This is a genomic window from Bacillus sp. FSL R5-0286 (genome assembly GCF_038593245.1).
GTDB classification, from domain to species: Bacteria; Bacillota; Bacilli; order Bacillales; family Bacillaceae; genus Bacillus; species Bacillus altitudinis.
Window position 1 is genome coordinate 3,103,829 of sequence record NZ_CP151977.1, and the last position, 16,482, is coordinate 3,120,310.

23 protein-coding genes are annotated in these 16,482 nt (G+C 41.2%); 6 read left to right on the top strand and 17 right to left on the bottom strand.

The genetic code is table 11. From position 1 onward, the window contains the following. Positions 1 to 11: 11 nt before the first annotated feature. The 4 genes from NST24_RS16105 to NST24_RS16120 all read right to left on the bottom strand — a co-directional run bounded on the left by NST24_RS16105 (position 12) and on the right by NST24_RS16120 (position 1,864). Positions 12 to 758 (bottom strand): carboxylesterase, encoded by a 747-nt coding sequence (locus NST24_RS16105; protein ID WP_008347663.1) that lies wholly within the window; start codon positions 756 to 758, stop codon positions 12 to 14. A 123-nt stretch (positions 759 to 881) separates the two neighbouring features. Then, a complete protein-coding gene (gene secG / locus NST24_RS16110) occupies positions 882 to 1,115 on the bottom strand; it encodes a preprotein translocase subunit SecG (protein WP_003212746.1) in 234 nt (77 codons plus the stop codon). A gap of 186 nt (positions 1,116 to 1,301) precedes the next feature. Continuing rightward, a complete protein-coding gene (locus tag NST24_RS16115; protein ID WP_008347666.1) occupies positions 1,302 to 1,592 on the bottom strand; it encodes an AbrB/MazE/SpoVT family DNA-binding domain-containing protein in 291 nt (96 codons plus the stop codon). Positions 1,593 to 1,630: 38 nt separating this feature from the next. Next, positions 1,631 to 1,864, bottom strand: a complete 234-nt coding sequence (locus NST24_RS16120) for a helix-turn-helix transcriptional regulator (protein WP_008347669.1) — start codon at positions 1,862 to 1,864, stop codon at positions 1,631 to 1,633. 154 nt (positions 1,865 to 2,018) lie between these two features. Between NST24_RS16120 and NST24_RS16125 the strand changes: the two genes are divergently transcribed. From NST24_RS16125 to NST24_RS16135, 3 genes are all read left to right on the top strand, one after another. Beyond that, the gene (locus NST24_RS16125) at positions 2,019 to 2,423 is read left to right on the top strand and encodes a helix-turn-helix transcriptional regulator (RefSeq protein WP_340968021.1); all 405 of its coding nucleotides are present in this window, start codon (positions 2,019 to 2,021) and stop codon (positions 2,421 to 2,423) included. Between the two features lie 130 nt (positions 2,424 to 2,553). Continuing rightward, positions 2,554 to 2,955: a transcriptional regulator gene (locus tag NST24_RS16130; RefSeq protein WP_008347673.1), complete on the top strand. Its 402-nt coding sequence runs from the start codon at positions 2,554 to 2,556 to the stop codon at positions 2,953 to 2,955. 82 nt (positions 2,956 to 3,037) lie between these two features. Then, positions 3,038 to 3,358, top strand: a complete 321-nt coding sequence (locus tag NST24_RS16135) for a helix-turn-helix domain-containing protein (RefSeq protein WP_007500199.1) — start codon at positions 3,038 to 3,040, stop codon at positions 3,356 to 3,358. A gap of 81 nt (positions 3,359 to 3,439) precedes the next feature. Here the strand turns inward: NST24_RS16135 and NST24_RS16140 are convergent, their stop codons facing one another. Genes NST24_RS16140 through NST24_RS16155 form a run of 4 tightly spaced genes read right to left on the bottom strand, consistent with a single transcriptional unit; the run spans position 3,440 to position 6,897 of the window. Continuing rightward, positions 3,440 to 4,129 (bottom strand): ABC transporter permease, encoded by a 690-nt coding sequence (locus NST24_RS16140; protein ID WP_008347676.1) that lies wholly within the window; start codon positions 4,127 to 4,129, stop codon positions 3,440 to 3,442. 21 nt (positions 4,130 to 4,150) lie between these two features. Next, the gene (locus NST24_RS16145) at positions 4,151 to 5,068 is read right to left on the bottom strand and encodes an osmoprotectant ABC transporter substrate-binding protein (protein WP_008347678.1); all 918 of its coding nucleotides are present in this window, start codon (positions 5,066 to 5,068) and stop codon (positions 4,151 to 4,153) included. A 13-nt stretch (positions 5,069 to 5,081) separates the two neighbouring features. Further along, positions 5,082 to 5,735, bottom strand: coding sequence for an ABC transporter permease (locus NST24_RS16150; protein ID WP_024719832.1), 654 nt, complete (start codon positions 5,733 to 5,735; stop codon positions 5,082 to 5,084). Between the two features lie 13 nt (positions 5,736 to 5,748). Further along, on the bottom strand, positions 5,749 to 6,897 hold the full coding sequence (locus NST24_RS16155; protein WP_024719833.1) for a betaine/proline/choline family ABC transporter ATP-binding protein: 1,149 nt from the start codon (positions 6,895 to 6,897) through the stop codon (positions 5,749 to 5,751). Positions 6,898 to 7,166: 269 nt separating this feature from the next. On the opposite strand from NST24_RS16155, the gene NST24_RS16160 reads away from it, so the two are divergent. After that, positions 7,167 to 7,703 (top strand): GbsR/MarR family transcriptional regulator, encoded by a 537-nt coding sequence (locus NST24_RS16160; protein WP_017359221.1) that lies wholly within the window; start codon positions 7,167 to 7,169, stop codon positions 7,701 to 7,703. Positions 7,704 to 7,758: 55 nt separating this feature from the next. On the opposite strand, the gene NST24_RS16165 is transcribed toward NST24_RS16160, so the two are convergent. Further along, on the bottom strand, positions 7,759 to 8,394 hold the full coding sequence (locus tag NST24_RS16165) for an NAAT family transporter (RefSeq protein ID WP_025207986.1): 636 nt from the start codon (positions 8,392 to 8,394) through the stop codon (positions 7,759 to 7,761). Positions 8,395 to 8,512: 118 nt separating this feature from the next. Between NST24_RS16165 and NST24_RS16170 the strand changes: the two genes are divergently transcribed. Beyond that, the gene (locus NST24_RS16170; protein ID WP_025207987.1) at positions 8,513 to 8,977 is read left to right on the top strand and encodes a hypothetical protein; all 465 of its coding nucleotides are present in this window, start codon (positions 8,513 to 8,515) and stop codon (positions 8,975 to 8,977) included. Positions 8,978 to 8,992: 15 nt separating this feature from the next. After that, positions 8,993 to 9,457, top strand: a complete 465-nt coding sequence (locus NST24_RS16175) for a GNAT family N-acetyltransferase (protein ID WP_024719836.1) — start codon at positions 8,993 to 8,995, stop codon at positions 9,455 to 9,457. Between the two features lie 20 nt (positions 9,458 to 9,477). Here the strand turns inward: NST24_RS16175 and NST24_RS16180 are convergent, their stop codons facing one another. The 8 genes from NST24_RS16180 to tpiA form a co-directional block, all read right to left on the bottom strand. Beyond that, positions 9,478 to 9,759 carry a hypothetical protein gene (locus NST24_RS16180; protein ID WP_065461090.1) on the bottom strand — a complete coding sequence of 94 codons (282 nt, stop codon included), beginning with the start codon at positions 9,757 to 9,759 and terminating at the stop codon, positions 9,478 to 9,480. Then, complete coding sequence (locus NST24_RS16185) at positions 9,760 to 10,125, bottom strand: hypothetical protein (protein WP_268412899.1); 366 nt, start codon at positions 10,123 to 10,125, stop codon at positions 9,760 to 9,762. It abuts the gene before it with no gap. After that, entirely contained in the window at positions 10,122 to 11,519 is a 1,398-nt protein-coding gene (locus tag NST24_RS16190; protein ID WP_342461986.1) for a hypothetical protein, read from the bottom strand. Before NST24_RS16190 ends, NST24_RS16185 begins: the two co-directional genes overlap by 4 nt. Continuing rightward, the gene (locus NST24_RS16195; protein WP_024719839.1) at positions 11,491 to 12,258 is read right to left on the bottom strand and encodes an ABC transporter ATP-binding protein; all 768 of its coding nucleotides are present in this window, start codon (positions 12,256 to 12,258) and stop codon (positions 11,491 to 11,493) included. The genes NST24_RS16190 and NST24_RS16195 overlap by 29 nt, the downstream gene beginning before the upstream one ends. A 59-nt stretch (positions 12,259 to 12,317) precedes the next feature. Next, entirely contained in the window at positions 12,318 to 12,587 is a 270-nt protein-coding gene (locus NST24_RS16200) for a hypothetical protein (protein WP_039169204.1), read from the bottom strand. 280 nt (positions 12,588 to 12,867) lie between these two features. Continuing rightward, positions 12,868 to 14,160, bottom strand: coding sequence for a phosphopyruvate hydratase (gene eno / locus NST24_RS16205; protein WP_003212752.1), 1,293 nt, complete (start codon positions 14,158 to 14,160; stop codon positions 12,868 to 12,870). Between the two features lie 30 nt (positions 14,161 to 14,190). Beyond that, positions 14,191 to 15,726 (bottom strand): 2,3-bisphosphoglycerate-independent phosphoglycerate mutase, encoded by a 1,536-nt coding sequence (gene gpmI / locus NST24_RS16210; RefSeq protein ID WP_057079072.1) that lies wholly within the window; start codon positions 15,724 to 15,726, stop codon positions 14,191 to 14,193. Next, complete coding sequence (gene tpiA, locus NST24_RS16215; RefSeq protein WP_342461987.1) at positions 15,719 to 16,480, bottom strand: triose-phosphate isomerase; 762 nt, start codon at positions 16,478 to 16,480, stop codon at positions 15,719 to 15,721. Before tpiA ends, gpmI begins: the two co-directional genes overlap by 8 nt. Positions 16,481 to 16,482: the final 2 nt, after the last annotated feature.

The following is a 16,482-nucleotide window of genomic DNA, read 5'->3' on the forward strand; positions in this document are numbered from 1 at the left end:
CCCCTATATATTTAAATTGACCAATCGAGTGATTCTAAGAATGCATATACATCCTGATGAACCTTCTCCCGCTCTTTATCAAGCGTGATAACATGGCCCGATTCTTCATACCACTTTAAATGTTTTTCATCAGTCTCTACTTCGTTATAAATAATGTTTGCACTGTCTGTATTAATCATATGATCATGACGTGCCTGAACAACAAAAGTAGGTGAATAAATCATGTCAACATTGTTTCTGACATCTGCAATGAGTTCTTGAAGAGCCTTGAGTGTACCCATTGGTGTTTTCTTGAACTCTTCCATCTCTTGCTCAATTTGATCCTCTGACTTACCCTCGAATTTTTTATAGTTACGGGCATAATCTAGTACACCCTGGTACATGACTTCTTCACTTTTTATGTACATAGGTGCACACATAGGTACAATTCCCTTTACAGGTACAGTGTAACCTAATTTCAATGAAAAAACTCCTCCGAGGGATAGTCCGCAGACCGCAATTTCCTCATAACCTTCGTCTTTTAAAAATTGATAGCCTTCTTCTACATCTTTCCACCAATCTGTAGGACCTGTATGAACAAGCTCCTCTGGTGGTACACCGTGTCCTTTGTATTGAGGTGCATGGCATGTATAGCCTCTTTCATTCAAATAACGCCCAAGCATACGAACATCGGCTGTATTCCCAGTAAAACCGTGAAGAAGAAGCACCGCTTTTTCTCCACCTTTAAACGTAAATGGTTTTGGTGTAACAACTTTCATGATGTGACTTCCTTTCCTTCTGATATGGTTTATATTTTCCACTTGTATGTATGAAACAAACACAAAAGAGTGCTGATAATAAAAAAAGGTCTGAAAAAAGATCAGACCTTCTGTTACTCGCGCCTACACGCCTAAATATGCCAATGCAAGTGTTAAGATGAAGAAAAGCACTGACAAAATGACAGTTAATCGGTGAAGAATCAAGTCAAGACCTCTCGCTTTTTGCTTACCGAAAAGCTGCTCGGCTCCACCTGAAATAGCGCCTGACAGTCCTGCACTTTTACTTGATTGTAATAATACAACGATGATAAGTGCGATACTGACAATTACGAGTAATGTGATAACAAATGCGTGCATGAAAACACCTCCAGACAAACTGGTACACATAACTTTATTTTACATGAAAACAAGGTGCATGTCACGAAACATCAAAATAAAGATTTCCTATATATTGTCGACTTTATTTGTCATTTTGATACAATTTCGCTCCAATGGATTGTATGCAGCATTTTTATATGCAATTTTTGAGGTTAAAAAGCGTTTTTAGCGAGTTGCTTCTTCTTTTAAGAGCTGTTTTAATTCTACTAACAACCGTTCAGCTCCTTCAGGACTCAGCACGACGTTACCATTTCCATAGCTTTTGTTGTATTTCGTTATTTGGCCAGTTAATAAGCAGCTCTTATCTGCATCATATTTTTTCAGCATAATGGTTTGATCTTCGATGAAAATTTCTAACAGCTGCTCTTCTTTTATATTGAGTACCTTTCGCATTTCTGAAGGCAGAACAATTCTGCCAAGCGAATCGATGTGTCTTACCATTCCAGTTCTTTTCAATGAAGCCCGCCTCCTTAATGATCATACAATGATTTCATTCATTGACTTTTGTCAACATCTTCATAGTAAAATAAATCTTCAAATTTTTTATCAAAGTAATGAATCATTTTGCCAATGACAAGCTGTCCTGGCTTCCGGTGACCATTCAATACCCTGCTGAGTGTGGCAGGAGAGATGCCAATTTCATCTGCGAGCTGATTTAAAGACATATCGTTTTCGATCATATACTGCATCACAAAAGCCCGCCTGATCTGAATCTTTTCGACCATCATTACAACCTCCTATAGGATCAATATGTACAACATGTAGGATTCTCACATCTCTCGTATTCATTAACTTATGTCAACACTTTTACGCCCTTTCTATTTCCTTTGGTCAATGATCATACTAAAATAAGTCATATACTGAAATGTGAGGTTCGATGACATGAATCACTTTGGTGAACAATTACGCATTTTAAGAGAGAATAGAAAGATGTCTGTCAATCAACTCGCCATGTATTCAGGCGTAAGCGCTGCCGGTATTTCTCGGATTGAGAATGGAAAGCGTGGTGTGCCAAAGCCTTTAACCATAAAAAAATTAGCACGCGCTTTGAAGGTGCCTTATGAGGATTTAATGCTGCTTGCCGGTTATATTGAACAGGAAAAAGTGCATGAAATGAAACCGAAATATGACTCCATATTAAAAATCTATCAAACGGCGCTTCAAAAGGATGTAGAACATCTCCCTATTTTCGATGGAGACCAATGGGAAACACTCACCGCACAAGACATCAGCCAGCTGAATCAATACTTTCTCACGCTCATTAACCAAAAAAAGGCGAACAAATAGCGGGGCATAAACATAAGATACATCCACCATTAACTAATGTCAATATTTTCATGGTACACTTATTGCCAATAGTCAACAAATCGAGTACACTAGAGATAACTAATCTTTAACCATGTGAGGTTTTGAGTTGATGAACTTCGGTGCATATTTAAGAGCATTACGTGAGAAAAGGAAACTATCGGTGAACCAATTAGCGATGTATTCAGAGGTCAGCGCTGCTGGTATTTCTCGGATTGAAAACGGGAAACGTGGCATTCCGAAACCTCCTACAATTAAAAAACTAGCAGGTGCATTAAAAGTACCTTATGAGGACATGATGCAGGCTGCAGGGTATATTGAAGAAGCATCTTCTGCCTATGTCATAAAGGAAGAAGAAACGGCTTTTACCCAAATAAAAGAAGCAGCAGAGCAATATGAACTTGATGATCTTGAAATATTTAATGGGGACATATGGTCCACCCTTTCTAAACATGAAATAGAGGATTTAAACCGCTATTTGTTATTTCTACTAAACAGCCGTTCGTCATCGTAAAATGTTTTGATCATTGACAAGCTTTTTGCGCCGATTTTTGACAGAATTACGGTATAATGGGTTCAGATTGGAGTGAAGAAAGATGAATCAATCTGATATGTGCCCGCGGTTTGAAAAAGCAGTTGAGTTATTAAGTAAACGCTGGGTGGCACTGATTGTTTTTCAGCTTCTCTCAGGTTCACAGCGCTTTAGTGAAATCGAAGCAGCTCTGACCAATTTAAGCGGAAGGGTTTTATCTGAGAGATTAAAAGAGCTGGAAGCAGCAGGCATTGTAAAACGGGAGGTTTTTGCTGAAACACCCGTGCGTATTGAGTATTCATTAACTGATATGGGGCGCTCACTTGCACCCGTTTTTGAGGAAATTGCGAAGTGGTCCTCTGAATGGATCACACTTGAATCATAAATGTCTCCTGATGTGAGCCGCCTAATCATGATAAAAAAACCTCCCCTACAGATGTAGAGGAGGTTTTGTCTTTTCAAGCATTTATGCGGACGTCATGTTTTTTTCAGCTAACGCCTTGCTTTCTTTTTTCTTGTTGGTTGGGCTTAAATAGCGTTCAAGCCAACCCATGACAAGGTCGGCAATAATGGCCATGAGCGCAGTTGGAATAGCACCTGCTAAAATAATGGCTGTTCCGTTTGTCGCGTTTGATCCTCTGATGATAATATCACCAAGTCCTCCAGCACCAACAAATGTCCCAATCGCTGTAATACCGATTGCGATCACAAGTGCGGTTCTTAAACCAGCCATAATGACAGATAAAGCAAGCGGTAATTCAACCATTCTCAGCACTTGCCATTTCGTCATGCCCATCGCTTTCCCCGATTCTAAATAGGCATGCTCAATGCTGACAATACCTGTGTATGTGTTACGGATAATCGGCAGAAGCGAATATAAAAAGAGTGATAAGATGACTGTATTTGCACCAAGTCCTAATACAAGCATCAGCACAGAAAGCATCGCTAACGCTGGAATGGTTTGAATGACATTGGTTATCGCGAACACCCAATTGCTCAGTTTGCGGTAATGCGCCACAAAGATGCCGACTGGTATTCCGACAATTGCCGCAAACAATACCCCATACGCTGACATGAGGAAATGCCGGTAAAATTCTTCTAACACATATGAACCGTTCTGTTGATAATACGCCCATAATTGCTGCAGTGTGTCCATCAGCTCTGACACCTCCCAATCTTACTCAAAGTAATTGTGTTTCTTTAGAAAATCTCTCGCAACAGTCGCTGGTTCTTTTAGTTCTCCATCGACTTGATAATTGAGCTCTTGCATTTGTTCGGTATCGATTTTTCCAATCAACCTGTTGATCACCTTGTCCAGTCCTGGATTTTCTTTTAATACTTTCTCAGGGACAACTGGTGATGCATCGTATGGTGGGAAGAATCGTTTATCATCTTTTAAGATTTTGAGATTATACGCTTTGATCCGGCCATCTGTTGAATAGGCAAGCACAATATCCATTTTTTCATTTTTCAATGCGTCATAGACTAGACCGATCTGCATCGGAAAAGTGCTTCCAAATTCAATTCCGTATGTTTTCACAAACCCTTCGTAACCGTCACCTTTCTTTTTCAGCCAAATATTATCCACACCGAAGCGATAATTTTTGGCATTCTTTTTTAAATCAGAGACTGTTTCTAGGTTGTTTTCCTTCGCCATCTTCTGCGTCACAGCAAAGGCATACGTATTATCAAACCCATAGGAATCAAACCATTTGTAATCATAGCGTTTTTTGAATTCTTTCTGGACGATTTCCATTGCACGCTTTGGATCTTTTTCTGCATCCATTCCTAGCGTACTTGTTAAATCCGTGCCTGTATATCGTGTTGCTGAAATGTCGACATCCCCGTTTTCCATTGCTTTTTGCTGCACCGTATTTGAGCCTAAATTCTTCACAATGGTTGTCTTTTTATCTGTGTAATGCTCAATGATGTCTCCCACCATATAGGCCATAATTTCTGATTCTGTAAAGTTTTGTGCACCGATTCGCAGCGTGCTCCCTGAAGAGCCGGCTAGTCCAGGAAGTGAACAGCCACTTATGAATAGCAAGCATCCGGCAAGCAGTGCACTGATCCATTTTGTTTTTCGATTCTTCACATGAGCCAACTCCTTATGAAACTTCCTTCAATCCTTTTAAGCCTTCTGGTGTTACTTTTTTCTCAAGCTTCATCAATGTAAGGTCAATGATGACCGCTAAAATAGTGACAGGGATTGCACCCGCAATGATGTATTCCGGCTGGTAAAGCTGAAGCCCAATTAAAATGTAGTCACCAAGACCGCCTCCACCGATAAAAGCAGCAAGTGTTGTCCACCCAATTAAATAAATCGTTGAGGTTCTGACACCTGCCATAATGACCGGAACAGCAAGCGGCAGTTCCACAAGACGAATTTGTTCCCATGTCGTCATGCCAATTCCTTTTCCAGATTCAAGCAAGTTTTTGTTCACACCTTGAACACCGGCATACGTATTTCTTAAAATAGGCAAAACGGAATAGAAAAATAGCGCAACGATCGCAGGTATTTTTCCAACTCCCAAAATAGGAATAAAAAATGCAAGAATCGCTAAACTAGGGAGTGTTTGAAAGATATTCACGATGCCGATGACAAAACCGGCGCCTCTTTTCATTCGTGTAAGAATGACGCCTAAAGGAACGGCCACGATAATGCCTAACACAACGGCAATTAAAGAAATGTATAAATGCTCCCACATTTTTGTGAGGAGTTCCCCACCATTTTTCTCAAGAAAATCGATGATTTGATCCATGTGTACACCTCCCTTAGTTCATTTCAGTGACAGCCTCCGGGGTATCTTCTCCCCAAATAGAGTCATATACGACATCTACAAGACTTGCACGTGTGACGATGCCTTTTAAGTGCCCTGTTGCATCGACTACCGGTACATATTTAATGCCGCGTATTAAGATCTTTCGGACAGTATCTCTAAGAAGTGCACCTTCTTGTACTGTATAAAATTCTGTATTTAAAATATCGCCAACGAAGGCTGCTTTTCTGCGGTTTGCATCGATGGTTTCAATGTCGATATAGCCTTTCAGCACATGATTTTCATCAACGACAAGCAGGGAATCAACCCGCTTTTCTCTCATAATATAAATGGCATCTGTCAATGTTTTTTCGACGGTAATTGTGACTGGGGACGTGTTCATCATTTGTTCCACACGTTCCATATTCGGGTTTGACTGAAGCAGACGTTCTTTCCCGATGAATTCTTCTACGAATTCGTTCACAGGGTTACGTAAAATATCATCTGGCGTGCCCACTTGGACAATCTCTCCATCTTTTAAAATGACAATGCGGTCTGCAAGTTTAATCGCTTCATCCATGTCATGTGTGACAAATACGATTGTTTTATTTAACGTTTTTTGCAGTTTTTTAAATTCTTCCTGCAATGAATCTCTTGTAATTGGGTCAAGTGCTCCAAATGGTTCATCCATCAGGATTAAAGGGGGTTCTGCTGCGAGTGCGCGAAGAACGCCGATACGCTGCTGCTGTCCTCCACTGAGTTCATGAGGATAACGCTCTAAGTATTCCGGCCCCATGTCGACGAGTTTGAGCAATTCACGCGCTCGTTCTTTTCGTTTTTCTTCCGGCCACTTCAGCAGCTTCGGCACAAGGGAAATGTTTTGTGCGATGGTCATATGAGGGAAAAGTCCAATTTGCTGAATCACATAACCAATTTCTCTTCTTAATTGGACTGGATCTTTTTTCATAATGTTTTCTCCCTCGATGAATATGTTTCCTGAGGAAGGTTCAATCAGTCGGTTAATCATCTTCATGGTTGTCGTTTTACCACAGCCACTCGGTCCAATAAAACAAATAAATTCTCCTTTTGCTATTTCTAAATCAATATTTTTGACAGCTTTTTTTCCGCCTTTATACGTCTTAGATACATTCTCTAGTTTCAGCAAATGAGACACCTCCAATTAGTCGGATATATATTTTCAGAAAATTTACACCTTATTTATTATAGTGCAAACTTTATAAAATAAAAAGTTTACAATGTGTTTGTATTGCATAAGATTTATTTAAAATTTTCAGTTAACGGCCTGATATGTACCGATCCCTCCTTTTTCCTCCAACTTACGAGCAAATACTCAATATTTATTGTTTTCATCAACAAACAGGTATATGATATATTGTGTTACAAATTGTCAGTCGTGAAGGGATGAAGCGGGGAATGGACAAGCAAGCGTTAGGCGCCATTCAAAAAGCACAGGATCATTATATTGAAAAAGCTGCCGAGAACATGAATGCCTTTGGTCTTTCTGCCACAGTGGGTAGAGTGCTTGGTATCATTCATATGAACCGTAAACCAATGACGCTCGGTGAGCTCTCAGAGGCGACCGGCATGAGCAAAACAAGAATGAGTCAAGTCGTTCGAGAAATGCTTGATTTGAATATTGCTGAAAAGGTTTATGAAAAAGGAATACGCAAAGATTTATATGACGTTGAGCAAGATCAATATCAAACATTTATTTCATTGTTTGCAGCCAATTGGTCACGTGTTGTCAGCAAAAATCGCAAGGCACATAAGAAGACATGCAAGGAATTGCTGGAGCTGCTTGAACAAGATGACCTGCCAGAAGAAACAGTAGATAAAATCAATCTTCTTCTTTCAGAAATCAAGGAAAGTCTCGATTATTATGACTGGATTAGCCGTTTAATTGAGTTCTTTGAAAGTGAAGAAGTATTTCAACATGTGCCAAAACCTTAAAAAAAGCTGTTTTATTTTACAATTTTGTAGAAAAAAACAGCTTTTTTATATACACTTATGACATCAGCATTGGGAACATCCCTTTGATCCCTGCGCCAATCATCTCTACTGCCACAACAGCTAGAATCAATCCCATTAATCGTGTCACGACATTCATCTCTGTTTTCCCCATTTTTCGCATAATGAAACTCGAATAATGAAATGCATAATAGGTCATGGCAAGTACGACCACAATGCCAAGAAGAATCGCAAGCAGATGAAGCGTTACTTGGTGGCTTCCTGGGGTTAAGCTCATGACGGTCGCAATTGTACCAGGTCCGGCAATGATCGGAATGGCGAGCGGGGTCACCGAAACATCAGCCTTCTCTTTGCTCTCTGCCTTTTCATCCGAATGAGGGTTTTGAACATGTGATTCTTTTGCATTTAGCAAATTGTAAGCGATACCAAAAATAAAAATACCTCCGGCGATACGGAGTGCATGGATATCAATGCCAAACAATTTGAAAATGAGCCTGCCTGCCAAAAGAAAGGCAATCAAAATTATAAAAGACACAACAATCGCTTTTTTGGCCGTCTGGGATCGTTCTTTTTCTGAGTAGCCTTCTGTTAAAGTGATGAAAAGAGGCACGTTTCCAATGGGGTTTGAGACAGCAAATAGTGACACAATGACATGAATCATAAAGGAAATCAACAGACACCCTCCTTTTTTCATAGTGTCTGCTAATCTGATGCGAATATTCCCTTGTTCTGTTAAAACCTGGTTTGTTTTAACCGATGATAATAGAGGTTTAACGAAAGGGGAATAGAACATGAAAAAAAACATCACGATCATTGTCTTGTCTGTGATCATCCTAGGTGCAACTGGCTGGATTGTGTGGCAGCAGCAGTCGCTCACCGCATCAGAGAATAAACACCAGCAAGAAATGAGAAAGAATGATGAGCAGCTGACACAATTAAAGTCAGAAGGAACGGATATGAAAGATGAAATGGATGGTCAAAAAAAGGAATTGTCCACCGTCACAAACAAGCTGAAGAAAGAAAAGAAGGCGCATCAAAAAGAAATCAAACAACGTAAAGCGCTTGAATTGAAAATAGACCAGCTTCAAAAAGAACTGGCAGCAGCGAAAGCAACGGCTCAAGCGAATAAGCAGGCAGCACAAACGACTAGGAAAGCAACTGTCAAAAAAGACCCAAATGTCACCCATCATCCTCCTTCTCAATGGGTGCAGGATCAATATGATTGGGGTGTTAAACAAGGGTATATCAAAGAATAGAGAGGATGAAATGATTTGATACAGATTCGGCCATTGTCTCATGATCAATCTGTTCCTATGGATCTTTTACTATTAGCTGACCCTTCAACTGAAAAAGTCCTTGCCTATGTACAATCTGGTTCTTGTTATGTTGCTTTTCATAAACAGGACATGATTGGTGTGTATGTTCTGACGCCTCTGTCTCAGCAGACAGTGGAAATCATGAATGTCGCCGTGAAGGAGTCATGGCAAGGTAGAGGAATTGGGAAGCAGCTGATCCGCCATGCTATTTCAGAAGCCCAGGCAGCTGGCTTTCATACAATTGAAATTGGCACAGGCAACTCTAGTATTCAGCAGCTCGCCCTTTATCAAAAATGCGGTTTTCGCATGGCGTCTATCGATCACGATTTCTTTCTGAAGCACTATGATGAACCGATTTATGAGAACGGTATCCAGTGTATGGATATGGTGCGGTTGTCACTCGTTCTTCAAGCAGACTGACTTCATTCAGCCTGCTTTTTTTATGTCCTGCTCTTTTTCACTGCATGAATCATATATTGAATCAAGAAGTAGAGAGCGGCACCCGCTAAAAAACAGACCACGCACCCAAAGAGCGTTGCCTCTGAGCTGAATTGATACTGTTCTATTTTCATGATATAAAATGGCATACCAAAGAGAGTTGGACTTGATTCAACATGATGAACCTCTAGCAGCATTAAAAATACTGGCGTCATAAACACAGCAAACACATAAAGCATCGCAAGCGTTAAGCCGCTAGAAAACGAATGAAATACTTTAACCATTTAGTTCTCTCCTTTCATCTCTTTTAAACTGGTGATGATATTTTTCCCGTCTGGGCAAGCTGGATGCAGCATCACTGTATTTAATAAAGAAAAAAGCAGCAATGGATGCGTCAATGGATGCCTCCACATGAAGAAAAGCACACCCGAGCAGATCACTGGAAACACAGGACCTGCAAGTGCCACCATCACATTAAAACCCGGCCGTGAAAATTTCTCATGGACAATCGACACGTGCTTCCAATCGATCATCACCACATAATCAAAGATGGGTTTTTTTTCGATTTTGTTGCACACCATCACCATCAGGATATGACCGAGTTCATGAATGAGCACAACTGCTATTAAGCAAAATAAAAGCGTCATCATCGCACAATCGGCCTCTTTAGCATGGCAGCATATATGAAGAAGAAGAATGCGGCTGAACAAGCCATATAGGCAGTTGAGAGCAGCTGGATATTTGCTGAAAGCCACTGGACTAAAAGCATATCCAACATACTGAACACAGCAATCATCATCACGATCACAAACAGTTTATTAAAATCACTAATCTTCACGACAAACCCGACACATGCCGCCATGACAGTGATCAATAAAATGGACAAACTCGCCAAACCGTGCCCTTCACTTTCGACCCCTATCATGAAATAAGCAAGCCCGATATAGACAAAATAAATCAATATATTCATTGTGTAATAAAATAAAATTCTTGATAATAAATAGGCACCCTTTGATGTATTTAACATAAAAATGGCTCGCTGATGGAGATGATATTCCCTGCCAATCATCAGAGGAAGCATAATAAGGATCTCCTTTAAGGCAAACTGCACAATAAAAGCAAACAGCCAGCCAGTCTCTGCCGGAGTAAAGATCCATGGGAGACCTATCGTGAAACAGACAAGAAACAGGAACAAAATACCTTGTTCTTTAAACACAGCTGATCGGCTAAAATAAACAAGCTCCTGCCGCAGATGTGTGAAAAATGAAGAATTCGATCTGATTTTTTGGTAAGAAAACGACTTCACCTCTACCTTTAGCTGCAAAAACATCCGATTGACATAACAAGCCGCCAAGCCCTTCAGCCAAAACCACCCTGCACATAGAAAGATCATCAGAAATACAAGATAGATAGACGGCCATACGTGAATCATCTCAACCGCTTTTTGAAAAAGGAGAAACACGAAAGCACCAAGCGTCACAAATCCGAGCGTTTGCAGCAGTAAATGTTCTTTTGTTTTTGATATAAAATGGCTCACACCAATGCGTATCAGCATCCAAGAAGCAAGCGTATAGAGCGCCAATCCACAGCAAGTGACCCCTACCACAATGATCCAATAAAAAGATAGTGTAACGCCGCTAATAATAAGTCCTAGTAGGATGGGTAAAAAAAGCAGACCAAGCATGATGAAACAAAACAGCACCGGAAAGAAATACACACAAAGGACAAATGAGACACTTTGCATCGCACTATTCAAAAAGAAGAACTGATACTCTTGACGCTTCATTTTATGACGGGAAAAGACAATACCTGCTCCAAAAAGTAGCAGGGTCATTTTTACAAATTGAAGGTATAAAGCAACTGGTTCGCTCTCCCCTACTTGCATAAAAAAACGCAGGCTCATGACAACGTATATGGAGTAAATCAGCAACATAAAAACGGCTGCGGCGAGAAGCTGTAAAGGATATTTTTTGCCGATCTGCTTGATTTTCGTTGTGAGCATGCCCCATTCTATTTTATGAAGAACGTGTCGTGTCCAAGTCATTGAGCAACCTCTCCACCTGCATATAGTAATCTTGATTCACTTCTTTATAAATATCCTCAAGTGCTTGATGAGGGAATGTCTTGTTTGTTTCTTGACGTGACATATCCAGCTTGATATCACCGTTTCTTAAGATCATGAGGTGATCATACAATGTCTCACCAAAGCCCAAATGATGGGTAGAAATGAGAATGCCTGCACCTTGATCTCTCAGCTTCATGAGCACCTTTTTTAAGATGATCATCATATCTGGATCAAGTCCATTTGTAGGCTCGTCGAATACATAATAATCACAAGGCCTGAGGAGCTGTGAAATGATTTGTGTTTTCTTTTGATTGCCATGAGACAACTGGGCAATTGGCTGATCCATATAAGGTTTCAGCTCAAAAAGATCGACGAAGGCCTCTTCTCGAGGTCCATTTCGTTTGTCTGGAAGCTGGAGTAAATGGAAATATTCTCTCGGCGTTAAATAATCAAACAAAGCATGATCATCAGGAATATAGGAAACATGTTCTTTCAAAAAGGAGATATGTGCTGAGGATTGAAAATTCAGCTGTTTACCATGCAAAGAGACAAAACCCGTAAATGGTGTCAGGCCAAACATAGACTGAATCATCGTGGTCTTTCCTGCACCATTATGCCCCAAAAGCAGAAGCATACGTCCTTTCTCTACATTTAACTGAATATCGCGGAGAGAAAAAGTGCGGCTATACGTTTTTTCTGTTAAGTGTAATGTCAGCATCATGTCCCTCCATTTATTTCAGATAGAACAGATGACCTCGCATCTGTTCTCACCATTTGTTAGAAGCCGCATTTGATTTTAATATACAGGCCTAAAAACTTGAACTCTCCTAAAAATTTCGAGCCTTTTCCAAATGTTTTGCATGCCCAAATCAAAGCGGCAACTGTCACAATGCCTAAGATAGCGGCAAGGACATAAATCCAAAATGCATTTTTCTGTACGTTCTTAGAAGTTAGAATTCGTTGCTTCCTTTCATCATATGCCGCCAGTAGGTGAAGGACATACATGTACACGCCTACTGGAAAACGAAGGCTAAAAGGATTCAGCATCTCATCACCCCCTAATATATGTAAAATGATACCACCCCCATGCAAATAGCATAAGTTCAATTCAGATCATATTTTTAGTAGAGTTTTCATGATTTATTGCTTATAAATCGTCAAGCTCATCGTTTCTCCTCTGACTGAAGGATGATTTTTTACAAAAATAGGATATGACAAAGGAAGCAGAGCTAATTCTCTTGAGCCAGCTTTGCGTCTTTATTTCAACATAAAAAAAGCGCTGCGATACGCTCTTTTCAAAAGAGCGCACGCAGCGCGTTGCTTTACATTACTTATTCAAGTTGTAGAATGTAGCAATGCCGTGGTATTGAGCTGTTTCAGCCAATTGATCTTCGATGCGAAGTAATTGGTTGTATTTCGCCACACGGTCCGTACGAGACGGAGCACCTGTTTTGATTTGTCCAGCGTTTGTTGCAACTGCAATGTCTGCAATTGTGCTGTCTTCTGTTTCACCAGAACGGTGAGAGATAACAGCTGTATAGCCTGCACGTTTCGCCATTTCGATTGCATCAAATGTTTCAGTTAATGTACCGATTTGGTTTACTTTGATGAGGATTGAGTTACCAACGCCGTTTTTGATTCCTTCAGAAAGCTTCTTCGTATTTGTTACGAACAAGTCGTCTCCTACTAGCTGAACCTTGCTGCCAAGGCGCTCAGTTAATAGTTTGTGACCTTCCCAGTCGTTTTCATCAAGGCCGTCTTCAATCGAGATGATTGGGTATTTCGATACCATATCTTCATACCAGTCAACCATTTCAGCAGATGTTTTCACAACACCTTCGCCTGATAAATGATATTTACCGTCTTCTTTGTTGTAGAACTCAGAAGATGCAGCATCCATTGCAAGTTTCACTTCTTCACCTGGTTTGAAGCCAGCTTTTTCGATCGCTTCAACGATTGTTTGAAGTGCTTCTTCGTTAGAACCAAGGTTTGGAGCGAATCCACCTTCGTCACCTACAGCTGTGTTTAAGCCTTTTGCGCTTAATACAGATTTCAGGCTATGGAAGATTTGAGCGCCCATGCGAAGTGCTTCACGGAAGTTCGGTGCACCTACAGGCATAATCATGAATTCTTGAATGTCTACGTTGTTATCCGCATGCTCTCCGCCGTTGACGATGTTCATCATCGGTACTGGAAGCGTTTTGGAGTTGAATCCACCAAGGTATTGGTAAAGTGGAATTTGTAAGAAATCAGCAGCCGCACGTGCTACAGCGATAGATACGCCAAGGATTGCGTTTGCGCCTAATTTCCCTTTGTTTTCAGTTCCGTCAAGCTCGATTAACATTTTGTCAATTGCTACTTGTTCAGTGACATCAAAGCCTAAAAGCTCTGGTGCAATGATTTCGTTTACGTTGTTTACAGCTGTCAGAACACCTTTTCCAAGGTAACGGTCTTTGTCTCCGTCACGTAGTTCTACTGCTTCATATTCACCAGTAGACGCACCACTTGGTACTAGTGCACGGCCAAAGCCGCCAGATTCTGTGTAAACTTCTACTTCAACTGTTGGGTTACCGCGAGAGTCTAATACTTCGCGTGCATATACGTCAACAATGTATGGCATGTTTAATTTCTCTCCTTTTGAATCAATTTGTTATTTTTGAATCAATGATGTTCCTGTCATCTCTTTTGGTTTTTCAAGACCAAGTAAGTCTAAAAGCGTTGGAGATAGATCGGCTAAAATGCCGCCTTCTCTAAGCGTCGCCCCTTTTTTCGTTACGATGACTGGAACAGGGTTTGTCGTATGTGCAGTATGCGGCTTTCCTTCTTCGGTAATGAGCACGTCTGCGTTACCGTGGTCTGCCGTGATGATGGCATGTCCGCCTTTTGCTAGGATTGCGTCGACTACAGCTCCTAAGCACTCATCTACTGCTTCAATGGCTTTGATTGTTGGCTCAAGCATACCTGAATGACCCACCATATCCGGGTTAGCAAAGTTCAGAATGATCGCATCATGCTTGTCCGCATTGATGTCTTCAACAAGCGCATCCTTTACCTCATAAGCGCTCATTTCTGGCTTGAGGTCATAGGTTGCGACATCTGGTGAATTGATTAAGATGCGGTCTTCTCCAGGAAATTCTTCTTCACGCCCACCGCTCATAAAGAACGTCACGTGAGGATATTTCTCTGTTTCAGCAATCCGCAGCTGCTTCAATCCATTTTGAGAAAGTACTTCTCCTACTGTGTTATCCAAATTCACTGGTTTGAAAGCCACATAGCCATCTACCGTTTCACTGAAGTGTGTGAAGCAGACGAAGTGTAAATCCTTCGGATGTGCTTCCCCGCGGTCAAACGAGCGGAAATCTTCATTTGTGAATGTGTTTGAAATTTGAATCGCACGGTCTGGACGGAAGTTATAGAAAATCACAGAGTCACCGTCGTTTACTTTTGCTACCGGCTCACCATTTTCTCTCGTAATGACAGATGGAATAACGAACTCATCGTAGATTCCATTTTCATAGGAGTCATCAACGACATCATAGATGTTTTGATAACTTGGGCCTTCACCATACGCCATCGCGCGATATGCTTTCTCCACACGATCCCAGCGCTTGTCACGGTCCATTGAGTAATAGCGTCCAGAAAGTGTTGCGACTTCTCCGACACCGATTTCTTTGATTTGTTCTTCAAGCTGTTTTAAGTACACTTTCGCTGTCTTCTGACCAACATCACGTCCGTCTAAGAAGCCGTGAATGTATACTTTTGTTAAGCCTTCTTTTTTCGCTAGTTTCAGCAAGGCAAAAAGATGCTGGATGTGGCTATGCACACCGCCGTCTGACAAGAGACCGAATAGATGAAGGGCCTTGTCATTTTCTTTTGCATAAGTCATTGCATCTAGGAACGTTTCGTTTTTCTCAAATTCCCCATCACGAATGGCCACATTCACTCTTGTTAAGCTTTGGTACACGATGCGTCCTGCACCGATGTTCAAATGCCCAACTTCAGAGTTCCCCATTTGACCTTCTGGGAGACCCACTGCCTCACCTGAAGCCGTTAAGGTTTGATGCGGGAATTCGTTCCAGTAGCGGTCGAAGTTCGGTTTCTTTGCTTGGGCAACAGCGTTACCGACTGTTTCGCCTCTTAAACCGAATCCATCTAAGATGATTAATGCAGCTGGTTTCTTACTCATATTGACCTTCCTCCAATAATTGAACGAAAGACTGAGGTTCTAAGCTTGCGCCGCCTACCAAAGCACCGTCAATATCGGATTCTGCCATATATTCTTTAATATTCGCAGGTTTCACGCTTCCGCCATATTGAATGCGAAGGCTGTCTGCCGCTTCTTGACCAAATTCGCTTGCAACCGTTTGGCGAATGTGCGCACAAACATCGTTTGCATCTTTTGCTGTAGAAGATTTACCTGTACCGATCGCCCAGATTGGCTCATAAGCAATCACAGATTCAGCGACTTGCTGCTTCGTTAAATCAGCTAGTGCTTTCTTCACTTGATCAGCGACAAGTTCGTTTGTTTTGCCTGCTTCACGCTCTTCAAGCGTTTCACCTACACAGATGATTGGAACGATGCCATGCTTGAATGCAGCATGTGCTTTTTTGTTCACTGTTTCATCTGTTTCAGCGAAGAATTCGCGGCGCTCTGAATGACCGATCACTGAGTAGCCGATGCCAAGATCTTTAAGCGCAGCAGGGCTGATTTCACCAGTGAAAGCACCGTTTTCTTCAAAGTGCATGTTTTGCGCACCAATTTTAAGGTCTGTTCCGTTAGAAAGGCTGTTCAGCTTTTCAAGGAAAAGGGCTGGTGCACAGACAATAGATTCCACTTTGTCAGGAGATGGAATAGATGACTTGACTTCTTCAACGAAGCTTACAGCTTCACCAAGTGTTTTGTTCATCTTCCAGTTCCCAGCTATAATTGGTTTTCTCATGA